This is a genomic window from Pseudoalteromonas thalassia, from assembly GCF_049257215.1.
GTDB classification, from domain to species: domain Bacteria; phylum Pseudomonadota; class Gammaproteobacteria; order Enterobacterales; family Alteromonadaceae; genus Pseudoalteromonas; species Pseudoalteromonas lipolytica_C.
In genome coordinates this window covers 300,366-321,165 of the sequence record NZ_JBMMUE010000001.1, presented here as the reverse complement: position 1 = coordinate 321,165, position 20,800 = coordinate 300,366, and the positions used below count along the sequence as shown (strand labels likewise).

18 protein-coding genes and 1 tRNA gene are annotated in these 20,800 nt (G+C 42.2%); all 19 read right to left on the bottom strand.

Features of this window, described 5'->3' with window-relative positions; genetic code table 11:
• Positions 1-1,266 (bottom strand): bifunctional tetrahydrofolate synthase/dihydrofolate synthase, encoded by a 1,266-nt coding sequence (folC, locus tag AAEU31_RS01540; RefSeq protein ID WP_421966219.1) that lies wholly within the window; start codon positions 1,264-1,266, stop codon positions 1-3.
• Between the two features lie 25 nt (positions 1,267-1,291).
• Positions 1,292-2,167 carry an acetyl-CoA carboxylase, carboxyltransferase subunit beta gene (gene accD, locus AAEU31_RS01535; protein WP_135923968.1) on the bottom strand — a complete coding sequence of 292 codons (876 nt, stop codon included), beginning with the start codon at positions 2,165-2,167 and terminating at the stop codon, positions 1,292-1,294.
• A gap of 158 nt (positions 2,168-2,325) precedes the next feature.
• The gene (gene truA, locus AAEU31_RS01530) at positions 2,326-3,120 is read right to left on the bottom strand and encodes a tRNA pseudouridine(38-40) synthase TruA (protein ID WP_135923967.1); all 795 of its coding nucleotides are present in this window, start codon (positions 3,118-3,120) and stop codon (positions 2,326-2,328) included.
• A gap of 102 nt (positions 3,121-3,222) precedes the next feature.
• Positions 3,223-3,555: a Na+/H+ antiporter subunit G gene (locus AAEU31_RS01525; RefSeq protein WP_421966306.1), complete on the bottom strand. Its 333-nt coding sequence runs from the start codon at positions 3,553-3,555 to the stop codon at positions 3,223-3,225.
• An 8-nt stretch (positions 3,556-3,563) separates the two neighbouring features.
• Positions 3,564-3,833, bottom strand: a complete 270-nt coding sequence (locus AAEU31_RS01520) for a K+/H+ antiporter subunit F (protein WP_135923965.1) — start codon at positions 3,831-3,833, stop codon at positions 3,564-3,566.
• Complete coding sequence (locus AAEU31_RS01515; RefSeq protein ID WP_135923964.1) at positions 3,827-4,363, bottom strand: Na+/H+ antiporter subunit E; 537 nt, start codon at positions 4,361-4,363, stop codon at positions 3,827-3,829. Before AAEU31_RS01515 ends, AAEU31_RS01520 begins: the two co-directional genes overlap by 7 nt.
• The gene (locus AAEU31_RS01510; protein WP_421966218.1) at positions 4,363-5,880 is read right to left on the bottom strand and encodes a monovalent cation/H+ antiporter subunit D; all 1,518 of its coding nucleotides are present in this window, start codon (positions 5,878-5,880) and stop codon (positions 4,363-4,365) included. The genes AAEU31_RS01515 and AAEU31_RS01510 overlap by 1 nt, the downstream gene beginning before the upstream one ends.
• Complete coding sequence (locus AAEU31_RS01505) at positions 5,877-6,221, bottom strand: Na+/H+ antiporter subunit C (protein WP_135923962.1); 345 nt, start codon at positions 6,219-6,221, stop codon at positions 5,877-5,879. Before AAEU31_RS01505 ends, AAEU31_RS01510 begins: the two co-directional genes overlap by 4 nt.
• Positions 6,221-9,013: a monovalent cation/H+ antiporter subunit A gene (locus AAEU31_RS01500; protein ID WP_295507678.1), complete on the bottom strand. Its 2,793-nt coding sequence runs from the start codon at positions 9,011-9,013 to the stop codon at positions 6,221-6,223. Before AAEU31_RS01500 ends, AAEU31_RS01505 begins: the two co-directional genes overlap by 1 nt.
• 212 nt (positions 9,014-9,225) lie before the next feature.
• Positions 9,226-10,260 carry a hypothetical protein gene (locus AAEU31_RS01495; protein WP_421966217.1) on the bottom strand — a complete coding sequence of 345 codons (1,035 nt, stop codon included), beginning with the start codon at positions 10,258-10,260 and terminating at the stop codon, positions 9,226-9,228.
• Between the two features lie 151 nt (positions 10,261-10,411).
• Complete coding sequence (nlpI, locus tag AAEU31_RS01490) at positions 10,412-11,290, bottom strand: lipoprotein NlpI (RefSeq protein ID WP_421966216.1); 879 nt, start codon at positions 11,288-11,290, stop codon at positions 10,412-10,414.
• A 128-nt stretch (positions 11,291-11,418) separates the two neighbouring features.
• A complete protein-coding gene (gene pnp / locus AAEU31_RS01485) occupies positions 11,419-13,548 on the bottom strand; it encodes a polyribonucleotide nucleotidyltransferase (protein WP_138557813.1) in 2,130 nt (709 codons plus the stop codon).
• A 243-nt stretch (positions 13,549-13,791) separates the two neighbouring features.
• Positions 13,792-14,061, bottom strand: coding sequence for a 30S ribosomal protein S15 (gene rpsO / locus AAEU31_RS01480; RefSeq protein ID WP_036969894.1), 270 nt, complete (start codon positions 14,059-14,061; stop codon positions 13,792-13,794).
• Between the two features lie 108 nt (positions 14,062-14,169).
• Positions 14,170-15,114 carry a tRNA pseudouridine(55) synthase TruB gene (truB, locus tag AAEU31_RS01475; protein WP_135923957.1) on the bottom strand — a complete coding sequence of 315 codons (945 nt, stop codon included), beginning with the start codon at positions 15,112-15,114 and terminating at the stop codon, positions 14,170-14,172.
• Positions 15,114-15,518: a 30S ribosome-binding factor RbfA gene (rbfA, locus tag AAEU31_RS01470; RefSeq protein ID WP_036969898.1), complete on the bottom strand. Its 405-nt coding sequence runs from the start codon at positions 15,516-15,518 to the stop codon at positions 15,114-15,116. Before rbfA ends, truB begins: the two co-directional genes overlap by 1 nt.
• A 110-nt stretch (positions 15,519-15,628) precedes the next feature.
• Entirely contained in the window at positions 15,629-18,286 is a 2,658-nt protein-coding gene (gene infB / locus AAEU31_RS01465) for a translation initiation factor IF-2 (protein ID WP_421966215.1), read from the bottom strand.
• Positions 18,287-18,311: 25 nt separating this feature from the next.
• Complete coding sequence (gene nusA, locus AAEU31_RS01460) at positions 18,312-19,811, bottom strand: transcription termination factor NusA (RefSeq protein WP_135923955.1); 1,500 nt, start codon at positions 19,809-19,811, stop codon at positions 18,312-18,314.
• Between the two features lie 38 nt (positions 19,812-19,849).
• Positions 19,850-20,305, bottom strand: coding sequence for a ribosome maturation factor RimP (rimP, locus tag AAEU31_RS01455; protein ID WP_062569821.1), 456 nt, complete (start codon positions 20,303-20,305; stop codon positions 19,850-19,852).
• A 295-nt stretch (positions 20,306-20,600) separates the two neighbouring features.
• A tRNA-Met gene (locus tag AAEU31_RS01450) sits at positions 20,601-20,677 on the bottom strand.
• Positions 20,678-20,800: the final 123 nt, after the last annotated feature.

The window sequence follows — 20,800 nt, the reverse complement described above, 5'->3', positions numbered from 1 at the left end:
CTATTCTTTAAAGTAATTGATAGCAGCAGCCACAGTTATAAATGACCCAAACACAATCAATAAGGTGCTTTTATCTAGCTTTGGTAACATTGCATCTAATGCAGCTTCAACACTCTTATAATGGGTGCTAGGCGCTGTTGATGGCGTTTCTGCTAATGCGCTGGCAAGGTTTTCGACGGTATCTCCGCGAAAACAGTCTAAACTCGCCAACGACCATTCATCAACTACATCGGCCACAGCCGACATAGCAGCCACTTTATCTTTATCTGCAAGCATAGCGACTAATGCATGAATTTTAAACCCTTGATCTTTATACACGCTTAATTTACGTGCCAAATAACGAGCCGACTCTGGGTTATGAGCTACATCAGTAAAAATAAGTGGTTGCTCACTTAGCTGCTGAAAGCGACCTTCAACCGTTAAGTTTGCTAAACAGTCTCTTACTTGTTGTTCATTTGGTAATAAATCAAGCTTACTAAGTAGAGTCAATGCTGTGGCAGCATTTTGACAAGGGATCGCAGGTTTAGCTAAACGCCAGTCATTGGCTTTGTATTGCCAATTAAAGCCTTCACTATCTTCTGTGAATTTAAAGTCGCGACCTGATAACACCATATCGGCGTTAATTTCATTACCGTAATCAGTTACTGTGTGTGGAATAGCTAAATCGCCAACGATTGCGGGCGTATTGGTACGGAATATACCTGCTTTATCGTAGCCAACTAACTCACGAGTATCACCAAGGTATTCTTTATGGTCTAAATCTATCGTAGTGATCACACAAGCATATGGGTTGACTATATTAGTAGCATCATAACGACCACCTAGACCCACTTCTAAGAGTACATAATCAACCGCATGGCGTTTAAAAATAGCTAAAGCGCCCAGTGTTCCGTATTCAAAATAAGTCAGTGGTGTGTCACCACGACCTTTTTCGAGCATATCGAAAGCATCAACATGGTATTGATCATCAAGCTCTTGACCATTAATACGCACGCGCTCGTTGTAACGAATAAGATGCGGAGAAGCATAAGTCCCGACACTAAAACCTTGTGCAAGCAGTAAGCTTTCTAAGCAACGAGCTGTCGTTCCTTTACCATTCGTACCTGCAATAAGGATTATTTTGCTTGATGTATCGAGTAAGCTGACTTGGTTTGCCACACGCTCTACGCGCTCAAGCCCCATTTCGATATTGGCTGGATGTACACTTTCTAAATAACAAAGCCAATCATCAAGGCTTGATGATTGGCTAGGAAGGATTTCTGTCATAGCGTTTAATCAGTTAAGCTGAAATTTACGCTACTCTATGCTCTTGTTCAGTAGAAGGCAAGTTCATAAATTTCGCTAAGATACGTGCAAGGGTGTCACGCATTTCACGGCGGTCAACAATCATGTCGATTGCACCATGCTCTAGCAAGAATTCACTGCGTTGGAAACCTTCTGGTAGCGTTTCACGTACTGTTTGCTCGATTACGCGAGGACCCGCAAAACCAATTAATGCTTTAGGCTCTGCAACGTTCACATCACCAAGCATTGCCAGCGATGCAGATACACCACCCATTGTTGGATCAGTTAATACTGAAATAAACGGTAAACCTTTTTCGCTCATCTTTGCAAGCGCAGCACTTGTTTTAGCCATTTGCATTAATGACATAAGGGCTTCTTGCATACGTGCACCACCCGATGCAGAAAAACAGATAAGTGGCATATCATGCTCTAAGCATTGGTCAACAGCTTCAACAAAACGTGCACCTACTACTGACGCCATTGAACCACCCATAAATGAGAATTCAAATGCAACAGCAGCAACAGGAATGCCTTTTAAACGGCCTTTCATTGCAACAAGTGCGTCTTTTTCACCACTTGCTTTTTGTGCTTGGGTGATGCGGTCAGAGTATTTTTTAGAGTCTTTAAACTTTAATACGTCTTTTGGTTCGTGTTCAGCACCAATTTCGTGACGATCAGCATCATCTAAAAAGTTTTCTAAACGTTTACGGCCACTTAAACGCATGTGATGATCACACTTAGGACATACGTTGAGTGCTTTTTCTAATTCTGCTTTGTATAAAATTGAATCACAGTCTGTACACTTAGCCCAAACCCCTTCAGGGATTTCTTTACGACCTGATGATTTAGTCGTTTTAGGTAAGATTTTTTCTAACCAACTCATTTGCAACTCTCTTAAATGCTGTTCTGTGTCGCAGTCTGTTTAATCAAGTATGCTCGATGCACTACTTCTAGTAATTAAACAGACAGATTTTTTCAATTAAAACATGAATTACCCGTAGACGATATAAAAAACTGGTCTTAGTAGTGCAGCACTTTCAGTTAACTATCTGAATCAGGTAAAAACAGAGGTCCTAATGGTGTTTTAGGAATACCAAAGTGTTCAGGGTAATCCACATCCACTAAGTAAAGACCAGCAGCCTTTGCTGTGGCACTTGCCTTAGCGCGTTCTTTTAAATCAAGTAATTCTTTTAACCAGACTGGTTCATGTTTATGCAGACCAATATCCATCAAACAGCCAGTAATATTTCGTACCATATGATGTAAAAATGCATTCGCTTTAATATCAATTATCACATAGTCACCTTGGCGTTTTACCGACAAATGGTGAATCGTACGATTTGCTGTATTCGCTTGGCAATGCAGTGCCCTAAAAGAGGTAAAGTCATGCTCACCAATTAAATACTGACAGGCTTCTTGCATTTTAGTTTCATCGAGAGGGTGATGAAAATGCGTCACCCCTTCGCTCATGATTGCACCGCGATAGGTGTAATTATAAATAACGTAACGATAGCGACGAGCTGTGGCGCTAAAACGAGCATGAAAATCTTCACTGACAGGCTCGGCAAACCGAATAGAAATATCTTTCGGTAACAGGGTATTCATGCCCATTGTGAATGCAACCATTTCACGTTCTGCATGAGTGTCAAAGTGAACCACTTGCCCTGTGCCGTGAACACCAGCATCAGTGCGGCCAGCACATACGATTTCGACTGGGTGATTACAAATCCGCGACAACGCCGTTTCTACTTCTTGCTGTACGCTATTGACATGTGATTGACGTTGCCAACCACTGTAACGGGCGCCGTTGTACTCTACTCCAAGTGCTACTCGCATAATGACCTATTTACCTACTGTGCTAAATGACGGGGCATTTTATGCGATCTGCTCGCGCAATAAAAGCACCCTTGTACTTCACCCTACTAGCACGATTAGTTTTTAATCGTCCTCGACGCTGTCTAAGCCCTTGGTACCTTCTTTAGCGCGAAGTTTGTGATGAATAGCTGACTTAATCAACATGTAACCACTGATAGGTGCAGTGATCAGTAAGAAAATTGAAATTAGGATCTCTTTAACGCTCACTCCATCATGGTGATAGCTAAAATACACCATTGCAGCGATAAGTAATGATGCCATTCCTAAAGTAGTGGCTTTAGTTGGCCCATGTAAACGCATAAAAAAGTCTGGCATTTTCACTAAACCAATCGAACCAATCAAAATAAAGCAACCACCAATTAACAGTAAGATTGATACAATCCATTCACTCATTATTTGTTACCTTATTCAATAATATCGCCGCGCAGCAAATACTTACATACTGCAACGGTACTAACAAAACCAAGCATGGCAATTAATAAAGCGGCCTCAAAATAAAGCCCGGTATCCATACTCATGCCATAAAGAATTATCAGCGCAATGGTGTTAATAAACATCGTATCTAGCGCTAATATACGGTCAGGTACCGATGGACCCACTATTAAGCGCCATAAATTTAGTAATAACGAGATGGCGATCATCGCATAGACAATTAAAAATACGGTATCTAGCATCTAAAAATCTCCTTAAGCGGTGCTTCATAGCGCTGCTTAATAGTATTAATTAACGCCTGTTCATCTGCTAAATCGAGCACATGGATCAGTAAATAGCGCTGCTCAATTTCTTCGCCCTCTTCGAGTGACTCAGGAATAGGATAAACCTCTGCACTCACAGTGCCTGGGGTTAGTGACACAGTGCTTGCCAAAATAGTGATTGGCATTTCATGACTTAAATCAAGTGGTACTTTTATAAAGCCCGGACGCAACTTTTTAGTCGGCCCGAGTATTAAAAGAGCAACTTGTAAATTGGCAGTGACAATATCGTACAACACTAAAAGTAAGTACTTAAACGCCAATCCTGGTCTAACAATAAGGGGCTGTGGATCGCGAAATGGAAAAGTGATCCACGGAATTGTTATAGCAAAAAAAGTAGCTAACAGCAGATGCCCTGGCGACACGCTATTATTGAGTAATAACCAAACAACAAAAAGTAATACACTACGAAATGGAGTCGGTAGCCAACGAAAACGAGCTTCTAAACGCATTATTGGCCTCCTTGTAATACATTCTGAATGCCTTGGTTTATATCAAACAATTGCTCAGAGGTTGCTAGCATATATTCCGATATTGGCCCTGCAAAAATAACCATTAACGGCGAGCATGCTAACAGCACAATGACCGCAGTCACTTGTAAAGGGTGTGCTTTTACGCCCTCAATTGCTTCACTATCTTTATATTTGTGATCCCAAAAAAGGCTTGTACCAGCACGCGATATCGCAACCAACAGTGCCAAGCTAGATAAAATATAAATAGGCCAAAACAACATGGCTTTTTCGCTATCTAGAGTACTCTTCAAAATCCAAATTTTACCGACAAAACCTGACAATGGTGGCATACCCACCACGGCAAGTGCCGCAATCACAAAACAAATACCTAACAAGAATGGCTGAGCAACTGCACGCCCCGCAACTAATCGGTCAGCGACCTTACCGCGCTGCTGCGCAATTAAATCAGCCAATAAAAACAGGACAGCACAAATTAAAGTTGAATGAACTAAATAGTAGAGTAACGCAGCTGTGACAGAGACATTTTGAATGGCCACCAACGCAACGAGAGTACCAACCGACACCACCACCAAGTTGGCAATCAACTTACGAAAATCTTGGCTAGCTAATACACCAATAGCGCCCATCACAATTGTCGCCAGTGCTAAGCCCCACAACCAAGGCTGTGCCATATGAGCAAGCTCACCTGCATTCTCACCAAATATAACGGTGTATACACGCAGCATGGCATAGACACCTACCTTAGTCATAATCGCAAATAATGCAGCCACCAATGGCATTGCACTTGCGTAAGTATTCGGTAGCCATAAATGTAAAGGTAAGAGCGCGCCCTTTAGTGCAAACACGACAATCAGTAACAAGCCACCTATTTTCGCAAGGTATACATCATCACCTTTTAGTAAGGGGACTTTTTGTGCTAAATCTGCGATATTTAATGTTCCTAGGACACCATATAGAATACCTAACGCGATTAAGAATACACTTGAACCAATTAGGTTTAATATCACGTACTGCAGTGCTGCTCGTGTTTTGTGTTTGTCACCGGCATGCATCAATAGCGAATAAGAGGCAATCAGTAACACCTCAAAAAATACAAATAGGTTAAACACATCACCAGTTAGAAAAGCACCATTCACACCCAGAATTAAAAAATGGACTAGTGGGTGAAAAAAGCTGCCTTTTTTGTCGTCACCTGCACAGCTATAAAGCACAATCACCGCGCCCAATAGGCTCGTTAGTAGCACCAGTAATGCAGAGAGCCTATCAGCCACAAGCACAATACCAAAAGGTGCTGACCAATCACCGATAGCATAAACCAGTGATGCAGTAGTATTAACATGAAATAGCAAATAAGCACTTATTAGCAACGTAACTATCGATAAAATAACGGAAGCTACACGACGAATATGTAAGTTTTTACCGCACGGTGGCATTAATAAAATAACGCCCGCCAACATAGGGATTAAAATGGGTAAAGAAGCTAAATGCTGAATCATTTTTGCTCCTTAGATGATTTTAATAAATGACCGTCAACATGATCATTACCCAAATCAGCACGACCACGAATAGCTAAAATAACCACAAAGGCGGTCATCGCAAAACCGATAACTATAGCGGTAAGCACAAGTGCCTGCGGTAATGGATCCGCATACTCACTAGCACTGCCTAGTACTGCAGCTTTATTAATCGTTAAGCGACCTGACGAGAATAAAAATAGGTTAACCGCGTACGATAACATGGTTAAACCAAGCACAACCGGAAAGGTACGTGCTCTTAATATTAAGAAAATCCCGCATGCAACCAGCACGCCCACGCATGATGCGTACAATACTTCCATTAAATATTTACCTCTCGCTTGGGTGTATCGGCAGTCAATTTACCTAAACTTGCCAAAATCATCAGCGTTGCACCTACAACAGTTAAATACACACCTAAATCAAATACGATAGCACTGGCAAGTTCTGTTTTGCCGACTAACGGAATATCAAAATAATCAAACCACGTTGTTAAGAACGGACGGTCAAAGAACCAACTACCCACACCTGTGAACAACGCAATGGCAATACCTGATGCAATGATTTTGCGATAATTCACATCAAATCTGTCTGCAATCCAGTGTGAACCATTTGCCATATATTGCAAAATAAACGCAATCGCTGTTACTAGACCTGCAATAAAACCACCACCCGGTAAATTGTGACCTCGTAAGAAAATATAAGCAGACACCAATAATGCCAGTGGTAATAGACTTTGCGAAATACTCGACAGTAAGATTGGATAACGCTCTCTAGCCCATGGGCGCCCTTCGCTATCACTTGCCGGCATAAACAATGGCAGATTAATAAGTAATTTATAAATACCTAATGCGGCAATACCCAGTACGGTTATTTCACCAAGGGTATCAAAGCCCCTGAAGTCAACTAAAATCACGTTTACAACGTTAGTACCGCCACCGCCAGTTTTAGCATTGGCAATAAAGAAATCAGAAATTGATTCAAGCGGTCTGGTCAACAGCGCGTAGCAGATACTGGCCACAACAACCCCAACAGCAGAGGAAATCCCTAAGTCACGCAAGACACGCAATGAACTAGATTCTTTAGGGGTACGCTGCGGTAAAAAGAATAATGCGAGCATCAGTAGCATCACAGTGACAACTTCAACTGTTAACTGAGTCAGTGCTAAGTCTGGCGCAGAGAATCGAGTGAAAGCTACAGATACCATCAGGCCTACAATTGAAATCATAATCAAAGATATCATTCGCGAACGATGCCAAATAACAGTGACAAGCGCACCGATAATTAACAGACCCGCGCCAATGGCGTTATGAAAATCAATAGGTGTTAATTCACTTGTGCCCGCGAGTTGTTGCATCTCAAACAATGGCCAACCAGCACACATCAGAACAACCACAATCATTACAAAAGCGTATCGTTGCAATGAACCATTTTCAATACGGTTAACTTTAGCTTGTGACCACTTGATCACAGAATACAGGCCTCGTTCAAAGCCTTTTTTAGCATTTAATGTCGGTAATGAAGCTTGGAAATGGAACAGGTGCTTACGTTGCACATAGATAAGCACACCGCAGCAAGTCGCAATAAAGCTCATTAATAAAGGTAAATTAAAGCCATGCCATACCGAGAGCTTATAATCTGGAGCTGCATCACCAAGTACCGCATACGAAGCAGACGCTAAAATATCGCTCACAGCAAAGTGAGGGAACATACCCACTAATAAACATAACACCACTAAAATTTCGATTGGCACACGCATGTAACGTGGTGGTTCGTGTGGCTGTTTAGGTAAATCAATCGGGTCACCATTAAAGAACACGTCATGAATAAAACGTGCAGAATAAGCGACCGATAAGGCACCAGCTATAGTTGCTAAAACCGGAATGAGCCACGACATCGAACCTAGTACTTGCTGATGCAAGGTTTCAGCAAAGAACATTTCTTTCGATAAGAAACCATTTAACAATGGCACACCAGCCATCGCAGCCGCAGCAACCATTGCAAGCGTGGCAGTATAAGGCATAAAGCGCCACATACCGTTTAGTTTGCGCATGTCACGAGTACCCGTTTCATGATCAATAATACCGGTTGCCATAAACAATGAGGCTTTAAACGTTGCATGGTTAATAATATGGAAAATCGCTGCAACCGTGGCAAGTTCAGTATCTAAACCAAGTAATAACGTGATAAGACCCAAATGACTGATGGTTGAATAAGCAAGTAAACCTTTTAAGTCATGCTTGAATAATGCGATATAAGCGCCAACCAATAAAGTAGCAAGACCAGTCATAGCAACCAAGATAAACCACGTATCAGTGCCTGCTAATGCTGGGTAGAAACGGGCAAGCAAAAAGATACCAGCTTTAACCATGGTAGCTGAATGTAGATAGGCACTGACAGGTGTAGGTGCAGCCATTGCATGCGGCAACCAAAAATGAAACGGGAATTGCGCCGATTTAGTAAACGCCCCCAAAAGCACCAATACTAACGCTACTTCGTAGAGCGCATGAGATTGAATTAGTGCTTTACTCGCTAAGATAACATCCAGATCATAACTACCAACGATGTCACCAATCAATAATAAGCCTGCCAATAGCGCAAGACCGCCCGCCCCTGTAATGGCAAGCGCCATGCGTGCCCCCTTACGGGCTTCAGATTTATGCCACCAATAGCTAATAAGCAAAAAGGAACTAATACTGGTAAGCTCCCAGAATAGCCAAAGCTGGATAACATTATTCGACATTACTATTCCGACCATCGCGGTCATAAATAGCATTAAGTAGCAATAAAGCTTAGGCAGGGAGTCGTTATTACTTAAATAATAACGCGCATAGAAAATCACTAAGGTACCAATACCTAAGATCATGTATAAAAAGAGTAAGGTTAAACCATCAAGTCTAAAAGACACTTGCATGTTTAATAACGGGATCCACTCTGCGCTGTAGCGAATCATTTCACCAGAAAATACCGCAGGTGTGTACGAGAATACTATTCCAAGGGCAAGCAAAGGCGCTAGCATAGTCAAAGCGGTACTTTGATTACGCGTTAGTTTTGAGGTGCAGGATGAAATAACACTGCCGATTAAGGATAACAGGGGTATCCAGAGCAAAGTCATAATTAAGAGCCTTTTAGTGTCATAAGAATATCAATACTGCTGCTAGTTATAATTAGTTGCGTACTGTTCATTTGGATGGTTAAAAGTTGGCTTCAAAAAAAGCTTACAATGCGTATAGTTATACTGATCAGGGGCTATTTTGTCTATAGCAGCCACACCTATTCGCACAAGTTTTAACCACTTCACATACTAAAATAGCAATAAATTGACGATTAGTCAGAAAAACTATGTTTAGTTGAAGCCATTGTAATTGAAGGTTTTAAGCCCAAAAAAGCAAAGTAATCTAAAAATCGAACAGGCTTTGTTAAGGGCTGGTTAATTTGCTTTCGCCAAAGTTGTCGATACTGTTCAGACAGCCCCATTAACTGATACTGCATAATTGACCAATCAGGGCTTGGCTTATAGGCCAAATTATTATTACAAGCGATACTCTTTTGCCAGCCTACTGGAGGTTTAAGCTGACGCGCTATAAATAAATTTGGTGCAACATGACCCTGCTGCTGACATAGCCACTGCTGCTTTTGAGTTGGCAATGTGTATTCATCTTCAAAGCCATTAAAATGCATCAACTCATGTAAAAACACAGCATAAGGCTGTGTTGAATTAATATGCATTATTCCGCCACGCACGTTAGCACTGCCCTGTTCAGACATCATAACAATAAAATCAAATCCAGCGGGCCACGTGTAATCTTCTGCCTGATACCAATCACACTGCAGCACATTATCACTGCTGTTACATTGAAATTGGTCTGCTACATAAACAACTTCGCTAAAACAAAAACTGTTGAGCGAAGGTTCTGGCTTTGACTCGTAACGTTGCTTAAACAACTTCAGCGTAGCAATTCCATCAGCGTGATCAGTCATCATCAGCACATTAAAATGGCACTGTGGCTGTGCTTTCAATTCATTTAGCGATAACACAAATTGATGTTGTTCAGCATATTGAGGACTTATATTTGCTGTTGCCATGCTTTGTCGTAAATACCAAGATTGTTTGGCATTGCCATTTGGTAATTGGCCGCTACGCCACAGCATAGAAATAGCCTGCCATTGTTGATCCGCTGCCAGATGATCAGCTAAGCGTTGTTGCTGTAAAGGACTGAAGCTATCAAACCGAGTTTGCCACCATAATTGCGCAGCAGAGTAATCACCCTTTTGTAAAAATCGCATGGCAAGTTGATAGGTTGCATTAACATTTTTAAGTTCAGCAAGCCTTCGTAATTGCAGGGTTGAAAGTGTGTCCAATTGCGTGTTGAGGGCATTAGGCGCTAGGTGATAAATAGCAACGGCTTGGGAAGGTCTCTTCTGAGCGTAAAAAACGTAACTCGGAGAAAACAATGATACTGAGCTTGAAACACAGCCCAAGCTCAGTAAAGTAATAACCAGCAAATAAACACTAGCTCGCGTCTTCACCAGCCATTAACTCAAGTTCTAAGCGAGCGTATTTATATTCAACAAACTCATGCACATTGGTGGCAAGGGCAAGTCTAAAGTAATCAGCAGCCAAGTAATTATCACCTGCCGCTTGATGCATCTTAGCGAGGTAAAAATAGGCTTCACATAAGCGGTGTGCATACTCTTGTTCAGAGGTAACCCCTTCGATGATACCAGACAAGAATTCAAACTCACTGACATCGCCTAGATACAGTGCAAGTAACTGGTAACCCCATTGAGACTCGTCAACACCTTGTGCATTTGCTTTTAAGTCAATTAAGGCCTGTGCTTTATCGGCTTCTGATTGTGCTAAGTAAAGCCAAAGTACACGGTATGGGTCGCTTGGTGAGCGATTTAAAAACTGTCGCAAATCATCTTGAGCAAGTAACGGGCGATCAGCATAGTAGAGCGCAATCCCTCTGTTTAAATAAGCATATTCATGCTGCTCATTTAATTCTAGTGCTGAATCAAAAAACTCATAAGCTTGTTCATACTGTTGCATGAGTGTGTGGTGAATACCTAAAAAGTTATACACCTCAGCTAAATCAGGTTTAAGCTTAATCGCACGGTTAAAATCGATACGTGCCAGTGTCGACATGCCTAAGCTGTCAAATAATACACCGCGGTCATAATAAAGTTTGGCTTGTTGTTCTGCACTCAAATCTGCACGATTTAAAAGTTCAGAGTAGCGCGCAATCGTAATTTCATTGCGGAAATCAGGCAGTAGCGGCGCAGTAAATGGAACATTAACAATCGGAACTGACTCAGGTTGTGAGGTTGTTTGACACGCACTTAAAGAAAAAATAGCCACTGCGGTCAATGCTAAGTGTTTAAAAATCATTAAATTCCTTAATACCTGAATTTTCTGTAGACAAAATCGAAGCTAATAGGTTTCATTAAAGCATAAAAAAAGGGGCTAAACAGCCCCTTTTTCTTATAACCAGCAAATAACTGGCTACTCAATCATCATTAAGCGTCTTTTGGCTCTTCAGCTTTTTCTTCAGCAGCTGGTTCCATTGCTTCTTTGATGCTTAAACGTACACGACCTTGGCGATCAACTTCAAGAACTTTAACTTTAACTTCTTGGCCTTCGCTTAGGTGGTCTGTTACGTTGTTAACACGCTCAGTGCTGATTTGTGAAATGTGCACTAGACCGTCTTTACCTGGAAGGATATTAACGAACGCACCAAAATCAACGATACGTACAACTTTACCAGTGTAGATTGCACCTACTTCTAGTTCAGCAGTTAATTGCTCAATACGCTTAATAGCTTCGTTTGCACTCATGCCATCAGTTGCAGCGATCTTGATTGTACCGTCATCTTCGATTTCAATCGTTGTGCCAGTTTCTTCAGTAAGTTGACGGATAGTTGCGCCACCTTTACCGATAACTTCAGCGATTTTCTTCGCAGGGATTTGCATTGTGTAGATGCGTGGTGCGAACTGAGATAACTCTTCAGAAGGAGCAGAAATCGCTTCGTCCATAACACCTAAGATGTGTAAACGTGCAGCTTTCGCTTGTTTAAGCGCGATTTGCATGATTTCTTTAGTGATACCTTCGATCTTGATATCCATTTGTAGTGCTGTGATACCGTTTGAAGTACCCGCTACTTTAAAGTCCATATCACCTAAGTGATCTTCATCACCTAAGATGTCAGAAAGAACAACGAAATCGTCGCCTTCTTTAACTAGACCCATCGCAATACCAGCAACAGATGCTTTGATTGGTACACCAGCGTTCATAAGTGCTAGTGATGTACCACATACTGATGCCATAGACGATGAACCGTTTGATTCAGTGATTTCTGAAACAACACGGATTGAATATGGGAAGTCAGCTAATGTTGGTAATACCGCAGCAATACCACGCTTAGCTAGGTTACCGTGACCGATTTCACGACGCTTAGGAGAACCTACAAAACCTGTTTCACCTACGCAGAACGGAGGGAAGTTATAGTGAAGCATGAAGTGATGCTTGTTAGTACCAGTTAAGTCGTCGATTAACTGTGAATCACGCTCAGTACCAAGTGTTGCAGTCACAAGTGCTTGCGTCTCACCACGAGTGAAGATTGCAGAACCGTGAGTACGTGGTAAAACACCCGTCATTACGTCTAGTGCACGAACCATGTCTGGTTCACGACCATCGATACGCTTTTCACCAGCGATGATACGGCCACGAACGATTTCTTTTTCTAACGAACCGAATAGTTTGCCAACTTCTTGTGTATCTAGCTCTTCGCCTTCAGCAAGTTCCGCTGTTAATTTAGCAACAACTTCTTCTTTTGCAACACCAAGTGCTTCTTTACGCGCTACTTTGTCAGTGATGCGGTAAGCTTCACCTACTTTTTCAGCAGCGATTGCAGAGATTTTCTCAGCAAGAGTTACGTTTTTCTCTGGTGCAGTCCAATCCCAAGCTGGTTTACCAGCTTCTGCTTTGAACTCGTTAATTGCGTTGATGATAGCTTGAGATTGCTCATGACCATAAACAACCGCACCTAACATGACGTCTTCAGATAGTGTTTCAGCTTCTGATTCAACCATAAGTACTGCGTTATCAGTACCTGCAACAACTAGGTCTAATTGGCTTTCTTCAAGCTCAGCTAGGGTTGGGTTAAGTACGTATTCACCGTTGATGAAACCAACACGTGCTGCACCGATAGGACCATTAAATGGAATACCAGAGATAGCAAGTGCTGCTGAAGTACCAATCATAGCAACCATGTCAGGTTGGATTTCTGGGTTAACAGAAACAACAGTCGCGATTACTTGTACTTCGTTTACGAAACCGTCTGGGAAAAGTGGACGAATCGGACGGTCGATTAGACGAGCGATAAGTGTTTCGCCATCGTTTGGACGACCTTCACGCTTAAGGAAACCACCAGGGATACGACCCGCAGCGTACATACGCTCTTGGTAGTTAACTGTTAGTGGGAAGAAGTCTTGACCTGGTTGTGCATCACGCTTACCAACAACAGTAACTAATACTGAAGTGTCGCCAATGCTTGCTAGTACTGCGCCGTCAGCTTGACGAGCGATAGCACCTGTTTCTAGAGTCACAGTGTGTTGACCTAGTTGAAATTCTTTAATAATTGCTTGCACTTAAAAATGTCCTTTAAATGTAAAAGCAACTCAGAGCAGTGCTCCGAATTGGTAAAAAATAGTCCATCAAAGTACCAATTACAGTACTTAATTAAACTTAAGAAAAATTAATTAAGTACTACAATTGGCAATGATGTTTTTTCAATCACTTAGCAGATTTGCCTACTAAGATGTGCGCTAGTATACCTTTCATAAGCGCACAAAAAAAGGGGCTATATAGCCCCTTTTCTCGTAATCTAGTTCTTAGCGACGTAGGCCAAGCTCTTGGATTAACGCAGTGTAACGTGCAATGTCTTTACCTTTAAGGTAATCAAGCAGTTTACGGCGTTGGCTTACTTTGCGTAAAAGACCACGACGTGAGTGGAAGTCGTGCTTGTGATCAGCAAAGTGACCTTGAAGCTTGTTGATATCGAAAGTTAGAAGTGCAACTTGTACTTCAGGTGAACCAGTGTCGCCTTCAGCGCGTGCAAATTTAGCGATGATTTCAACTTTTTCTTGATTGCTTAGTGACATAGTAACTCCAAAAATTAATTTAAATTGTGTTTTAGCCGATCACTAATTCAGCCAAAACGATTGAGCGGGCGTATTCTACCAGCTTTAGTAATAACTACAAGGTAATCTTTACTCAGGCAATTGATTTGATAAACCGCGCTTTGATTTTAGGTGCCCATCTTTATGGCGCTCACCAGTGCCGATAAACACGCCATCAGCCATAACTTTTACCACGCCATCAGGCACAGGTTTACCAATTACCACCGTTTGACCATGGCTAAACGCCACGCCCTGCTCTTGTGTAATTTCAATCACAGGTAAATCAACCAGTGCGGTATCCATTGGCAAAAGTAGCTCATCTAGGTAGCTTGAAGGTGCCACATCATCTGCTTTTGCTTGCTGTAGCTTTTCTTCAAGTTGCTCAAGAGTGACCATTTTCTCACTAGGATAATGGCCCACAGCACTGCGATGTAACATGATAACATGCGCACCACAGCCTAGCTTTTCACCTAAGTCGTCAACAATTGTACGAATATAGGTACCTTTAGACACATGCGCCGTCATTTGTACTTCGTTGTTCGCTTCGTCAAACTCATCAAGCGTTAAACTAAATACATTAATTTTTCGACACTTGCGCGGCACTTCAATGCCCTCTCGCGCATATTTATACAAAGGCTGACCTTGGTATTTAAGCGCTGAATACATTGAAGGATATTGATCCGACTCACCTATAAAACTGGCAATTTGCTCAGCTAATTGCTCACGCGTAACTGATACTTCACGCGTCTCAACGATTTCACCATCTGAATCAGAGGTGGTAGTTCGCTCGCCAAGTTTTGCGCGTACAACATAAGTTTTGTCTGTATCAAGCAAAAACTGGGTAAACTTAGTCGCTTCACCAAAACAAATTGGCAGCATACCCGTCGCGAGCGGATCAAGCGCACCTGTATGGCCTGCTTTTTGTGCAAAGTAAATACCCTTTGCCTGCTGCAATGCTTTGTTTGATGAAATACCTTGCGGCTTATTAAGTAATAAAATGCCGTCAATAGCACGACCTTTACTGCGTCTAGCCATTAGTCTTTAGTGCCTTCTTCGCTATCATCTTCGTTTACATGCTTGGCATTATCTTCACGAATAACTGAGTCAACCAAGTTTGAAATACGCATACCTTCCATTAGCGAGTTGTCGATTACAAATCGTAACTCAGGCATGATGCGCGCACGAATGCGTTTACCTAATAAAGAACGAATATAACCCGTTGCTTCATTTAAGATTTTAGCGCTTTGCTTGGCTTTATCTTCATCATCAGTATTAAACACTGTGATAAATACTTTTGCATAAGATAAGTCGCGAGATACCTCAACCGCAGACACTGTCACCATGCCTAAGCGTGGATCTTTGATTTCGCGTTGAAGAATAACAGCAATCTCTTTTTGAATTTGCTGAGCAACACGATCAGTGCGAGAAAATTCTCTCATTTCATTTCACTCTAAAATAATAACTTATTGATGTTAAACAATAAGTTAATTTAATTACGAATACACAAATGGGGGCTAGGCCCCCATTTAAAATAGTGACTTAAACGAAATTAAAGTGAACGTTGTACTTCAACCGTCTCGAATACCTCGATTTGGTCGCCAACTTTAACATCGTTGTAGTTCTTAACGCCGATACCACATTCCATACCGTTACGTACTTCTTGTACGTCATCTTTAAATCGACGTAGTGACTCAAGTTCACCTTCATAGATAACCACGTTATCACGAAGTACACGGATAGGCGCGCTACGCTTAACGATACCTTCAGTAACCATACAACCTGCGATTGCACCAATCTTAGGTGACTTGAACACGTCACGAACTTCAGCAAGACCAATGATCTCTTGCTTAAATTCTGGAGCAAGCATACCTGACATCGCTTGTTTAACTTCTTCAATCAGGCTGTAGATTACGCTGTAGTAACGTAAGTCTAGGTTTTCTGACTCAATCACTTTACGAGCTGAAGCATCAGCACGTACGTTAAAGCCAACAACGATTGCGTTAGATGCCGCAGCAAGCGTTGCATCAGTTTCAGTGATACCACCTACACCTGAACCAACAATCTTCACTTTAACTTCATCAGTAGAAAGCTTAGTTAGTGAATCAGCAATCGCTTCAATCGAACCTTGTACGTCAGCTTTAAGTACGATGTTAACTTCTGAAACATCGCCTTCCGTCATGTTAGTAAACATGTTTTCAAGCTTCGCTTTTTGTTGACGAGCAAGCTTCACTTCACGGAATTTACCTTGACGATAAAGTGCTACTTCACGCGCTTTACGCTCATCTTTAACAACAGTAGCTTCATCACCTGCAGCAGGGATACCAGATAGACCTAAAATCTCAACTGGGATAGATGGACCTGCAGACTTGATGTCTTTACCGTTCTCATCTTTCATCGCACGTACACGGCCATATTCAAGACCACAAAGTACGATATCACCTTGGTTAAGCGTACCAGACTGAACTAGGATTGACGCAACTGGACCACGGCCTTTATCAAGACGTGATTCAATTACAACACCTGCCGCCATGCCTTCTGCTGGTGCAGTAAGTTCTAAGATCTCAGCTTGCATTAATACAGCTTCAAGTAAGTCATCGATACCTAAACCAGTTTTTGCAGAGATGTGTACAAATTGCGTATCACCGCCCCACTCTTCAGGGATAACGTCTAACTGAGCTAACTCGTTCTTAACGCGATCTGGGTCGATACCTTCTTTGTCCATCTTGTTAACTGCGATGATTAAAGGAACGCCTGCAGCACGGGCGTGCTGAACCGCTTCTTTAGTTTGTGGCATTACACCATCATCCGCAGCAACTACTAGAATTACGATATCTGTTGCTTTCGCACCACGAGCACGCATTGATGTAAACGCGGCGTGGCCCGGAGTATCTAAGAACGTGATCATGTGACCATTTGTTTCAACGTGGTATGCACCAATGTGCTGCGTAATACCACCGGCTTCGCCAGAAGCTACTTTTGCTGAACGAATGTAATCAAGTGTTGACGTTTTACCGTGGTCAACGTGACCCATTACTGTCACAACCGGTGCACGAGGAATGGCTTTACCTTCTTCGCTACGGTCGTTTAGTACTTTCTCTTCTAATTCGTTTTCTTTAACGATGATAACCTTGTGGCCCATTTCTTCAGCAACTAGTTGTGCTGTTTCTTGGTCGATCACTTGGTTGATGGTAACCATGTCACCCATCTTCATCATTGTTTTAACAACTTCAGCACCTTTAACCGCCATACGTGATGCAAGCTCTGCAACAGTGATTGTTTCACTGATACGAACTTCGTTTTTCACGTCAGCCGTTGGTTTTTGGAAACCATGTTGTAAAGACGTTGGTGCTTTAAGCTTGCCTTTTTTGCCTTTAGGACCAACAGGCATTTTCTCTTTTTGAGGTCCTTTTTTCTTTTTCTTACGACGAGCGCTTTGCTCTTCACGTGCATCAGACTCATCTTCTGCTTCACGTGCGTAAGTTGAAGTTGTAAGGTGGTGATCAGCGTTTTCTTCACGCTGCTTACGCTCTTCTTCTTCCTTTTTCCAGCGAGCTTCATTTTCTTCAGCTAGCTTTCTTGCCTCTTCTGCTTGACGTTTCGCTTCTTCTTCAGCTTTTCTCAATGCGGCCTCTTCTGCTTCTTTTTGCAGACGCTCAGCTTCGGCGCGATCTTTTTCAGACTTAGCACTTTGCTCTGGGGTCATCTGCTTCTGTTTCGCTTTACGCTCAGCTTCAGCTTTGCGTTTAGCCTCTTCTTTGGCTTTACGGTCAGCTTCTTCTTTCGCTTTACGTTCTGCCTCTTGTTTCGCTTTAAGCTCCTCAGCTTCTTGCTGGGCTTTAAGCTCTGCTGCCTTACGGGCAGCTTCTTCTGCAGCTAAACGCTCTTCTTCTTGCTGTTGCTCAATGGCGCTTTTCTTAACATAAGTACGAGTTTTACGTACTTCAACTTGGACAGACTTTGCTTTACCTGTTGAGCCAGTCACGCTAAGCGTGCTTTTGCTTTTACGTTGCAAAGTCATGCGGGCTGGGCCTTCAGAACCCGTACCGCCATGCTGCTTGCTCAAGTGGTCAAGTAACGTCGACTTTTCAGACTCAGTTACCATATCACCTGCTTTTTTAGAAATACCGGCTTGCTCAAGCTGCTGTAGTAGTTTATCAACAGTTGTACCAATATCTCCGGCTAGTTTTTCAACATTTACTTCTGCCATAGTGTGTAATACCTCCGTTAATAAATTACTCTTCTGCGAACCAACAAATGTTACGCGCAGCCATAATTAGCTTGCCAGCTTCTTCTTCTGAAAGTTCAGTGATATCCACTAACTCATCAATACCTTGCTCTGCTAAATCTTCTAGTGTTACTACACCTTTACTTGCCATAACAAATGCAAGGTGACGCTCAAGACCTTCAAGTGCAAGTAAGTCCTCTGCAGGTTCTGCACCTTCAAGGCTTTCTTCTGTCTTAAGCGCTTTTGTTGTTAACGCGTCTTTTGCACGTGAACGTAAGATATCAACTGTTTCTTCATCTAAACCGTCGATTTCTAAGAATTCTGATGCTGGAACGTAAGCAACTTCTTCAAGTGTTGAGAAACCTTCGTTGATAAGTAATGTTGCAAACTCATCATCAATATCTAGGTACTCAGTGAATAAGTTGATTAGTTTATCAGACTCAGCTTCATTCTTTTCACGCATTTCATCAACTGTCATTACGTTTAATTCCCAGCCAGTTAATTGGCTAGCAAGACGTACGTTCTGACCGTTACGACCGATTGCTTGCGCTAGGTTATCTGCTTCTACAGCGATATCCATTGAATGCGTGTCTTCGTCCATTACGATTGACGCAACTTCTGCTGGTGCCATCGCATTAATAACGAATTGAGCTGGGTTGTCATCGTAAAGAACGATATCAACACGCTCACCGCCAAGCTCTGTAGAAACAGCTTGTACACGTGCACCACGCATACCAACACACGCACCCACAGGGTCAATACGTTTGTCGTTTGATTTAACAGCGATCTTTGCACGAGAACCAGGATCACGCGCCGCGGCACGTAATTCAATCATTTCTTCGCCAATCTCTGGCACCTCAATGCGGAATAACTCCATTAGCATCTCAGGCTTAGAACGTGTAACGAACAATTGTGCTCCACGTGCTTCTGGTTTTACTTCGTAAAGTAAACCACGAATACGGTCACCCGGACGGAAGTTTTCACGCGGTAGCATGTCGTCACGGTAAATAACCGCTTCAGCATTGTTACCTAGGTCAAGGATAATAGCGTCACGTGTTGCTTTTTTTACAACACCTGTTACTAATTCACCTTGTTGATCTTTATATTCTTCAACAACAAGTGCGCGCTCAGCTTCACGTACTTTTTGCACGATAACTTGCTTCGCCATTTGCGTTGTAATACGGTCAAATTTAATTGATTCGATTTGCTCTTCAACGTAATCACCAAGTTGTAAAGACGGGTCTTCAACTTGTGCTGCTTCTAATGTGATTTCGCTGTAAGGATGTTCTAATGAACCATCTTCAAGAACTTCTGCAATTTTCCAACGACGGAATGTATCGTAATTACCTGTTTTACGATCAATTGCTACGCGAACATCAATTTCGCCATCGTGTTTTTTCTTTGTAGCAGTCGCTAATGCGAACTCTAACGCTTCAAAAATCTTTTCTTTTGGAACCGCTTTCTCATTGGAGACGGCTTCAGCAACCAATAATATTTCTTTTGCCATGGGTTATGCCTCGCTTGCCCTATTCCTTCGCACTCGAATTAAAACTTTGCGATGATGTTCGCACGTTCGATATTACTAAGCATAATCATATGCTCAGTGCCATCTGCCGAAAGTGTGATCATATCACTGCTAACTGATACTAAGTCGCCTTTAAAGTTACGACGACCATCTTGTGGAAGCTTAGTACGCACGCGTACTTCTTCTCCTTGCGCCTTCTCGTAATGATCTTGTTTGAATAATGGACGATCAACACCAGGAGACGACACTTCCAAATCATATTCATTTGTAATTGGATCTTCGACATCCAAAATTGCGCTAACTTGACGACTTACGTCGGCACAATTGTCAACCGTAATCCCTGCATCGTGATCAATATAAACACGTAATGTAGAGTGGCGACCAGCTTGCACAAACTCAAGACCATGTAACTCAAAGCCTAACATTTCTACGGCTGGTGAGAGCATGGTTACTAAATCTTGCTCAAGTTTTGTCACGAAAATCCTCCATACAAACAAAAAAAGGGCATAAAGCCCTGAAATACTGAGTTTAATGATGATTAAAACACATCATGCTAGACCAGATACAACAACGCCCCGAACCAAGCGGGGCGTCACACCTAAAGCATAAAACTGTGTGGCCTAGGGCCAAGCTTGGTTGCGAGTCAAATATCTGACTAAATTAAACTAGATAGCCTAAACGCAAAACGCGCATTACCCAGAATGCGCGACTTCATACAGTAAATTAATTACTGAGCACACTAAGCACATTTAAAATGCCTTAGTATGTAGTTGGTTGCGGGAGCCGGATTTGAACCGACGACCTTCGGGTTATGAGCCCGACGAGCTACCAGGCTGCTCCATCCCGCGCCAATCGATATTAAAGTAAATTACTTAATATCATCTAATCGAGTATTAACACCTCAATTCAATGGCGGCCATTATAAGCATGTAGCGCTCAATTAGCAACCTTCCAGCATGAATTAGTTAGAC

Bases quoted from the DNA above. Each gene is read 5' to 3' on its own strand.
- folC (WP_421966219.1), bottom strand. From the start codon at position 1,266: ATGACAGAAATCCTTCCTAGCCAATCATCAAGCCTTGATGATTGGCTT.
- accD (WP_135923968.1), bottom strand. From the start codon at position 2,167: ATGAGTTGGTTAGAAAAAATCTTACCTAAAACGACTAAATCATCAGGT.
- truA (WP_135923967.1), bottom strand. From the start codon at position 3,120: ATGCGAGTAGCACTTGGAGTAGAGTACAACGGCGCCCGTTACAGTGGT.
- AAEU31_RS01520 (WP_135923965.1), bottom strand. From the start codon at position 3,833: ATGCTAGATACCGTATTTTTAATTGTCTATGCGATGATCGCCATCTCG.
- AAEU31_RS01515 (WP_135923964.1), bottom strand. From the start codon at position 4,363: ATGCGTTTAGAAGCTCGTTTTCGTTGGCTACCGACTCCATTTCGTAGT.
- AAEU31_RS01510 (WP_421966218.1), bottom strand. From the start codon at position 5,880: ATGATTCAGCATTTAGCTTCTTTACCCATTTTAATCCCTATGTTGGCG.
- AAEU31_RS01505 (WP_135923962.1), bottom strand. From the start codon at position 6,221: ATGGAAGTATTGTACGCATCATGCGTGGGCGTGCTGGTTGCATGCGGG.
- AAEU31_RS01500 (WP_295507678.1), bottom strand. From the start codon at position 9,013: ATGACTTTGCTCTGGATACCCCTGTTATCCTTAATCGGCAGTGTTATT.
- nlpI (WP_421966216.1), bottom strand. From the start codon at position 11,290: ATGATTTTTAAACACTTAGCATTGACCGCAGTGGCTATTTTTTCTTTA.
- rpsO (WP_036969894.1), bottom strand. From the start codon at position 14,061: ATGTCACTAAGCAATCAAGAAAAAGTTGAAATCATCGCTAAATTTGCA.
- truB (WP_135923957.1), bottom strand. From the start codon at position 15,114: ATGGCTAGACGCAGTAAAGGTCGTGCTATTGACGGCATTTTATTACTT.
- rbfA (WP_036969898.1), bottom strand. From the start codon at position 15,518: ATGAGAGAATTTTCTCGCACTGATCGTGTTGCTCAGCAAATTCAAAAA.
- infB (WP_421966215.1), bottom strand. From the start codon at position 18,286: ATGGCAGAAGTAAATGTTGAAAAACTAGCCGGAGATATTGGTACAACT.
- nusA (WP_135923955.1), bottom strand. From the start codon at position 19,811: ATGGCAAAAGAAATATTATTGGTTGCTGAAGCCGTCTCCAATGAGAAA.